The organism is Streptomyces doebereineriae, from assembly GCF_031845645.1.
Classification (GTDB): Bacteria; Actinomycetota; Actinomycetes; order Streptomycetales; family Streptomycetaceae; genus Streptomyces; species Streptomyces canus.
This window is the reverse complement of record NZ_JAVREZ010000088.1, coordinates 1-596: the sequence shown is the minus strand read 5'-3', so window position 1 is coordinate 596 and position 596 is coordinate 1. Positions and strand designations below refer to the sequence as shown.

Sequence of the window (596 nt, the reverse complement as noted above, 5' to 3'; positions counted from 1 at the left end):
CATACAACCTCCGCTTGCGCCACGGTGCGTGAAGTCACTGCACCCAGATGTACCGTCTTGCAGTTCAGCACTTCGCGGGGAGACACCCACGGCATAGCCGACTGCTCGCTGTCCGGTAGAGACTGTGCCGCACCAGCCGTCACCTGACACACTTCGCCCACTGCACGCTCGGTAGCGGGACCTCGCCCGCACGTCTGCAGCGCCTCCATGAAATGCGCATCCGCTAGTTCCGTCGCGCAAGACACAATCCGGGTGTTCAACGCATTCTTGCGCTCAGCAAGCGAGATCAGCGAAAGCAGCCTCTCCCGCACCGGCGCTGGAGGCACTGGCACGGGAAGTCGGTTGAGTGCCTGCAGAGGCAAGGTCATGTGCTCGGCGTTCGACGAGGACAGCGTGAGATAGCTCTGGCTCTGCGAGGTCTTCAGCCACCATCGAAGCCACAGATCCCATTGTTGGGCGCGGCCCTCTGGTGTCCAGCGGACGACCGCGAGCGACCTGGCGACATTCCATCCTGCGTGCTCCTCCCCTGCAACTGCTGCCTCCCCCACACGCCCCACGAGCACGACAAGGAGGTCCCCAGACCTCAGCGTGCTGCG

1 pseudogene is annotated in these 596 nt (G+C 63.8%); it reads right to left on the bottom strand.

The features are described from left to right. Positions 1-548 (bottom strand): annotated as a pseudogene (locus RNB18_RS50835) (hypothetical protein); the annotation flags it as partial. Between the last annotated feature and the right edge of the window lie 48 nt (positions 549-596).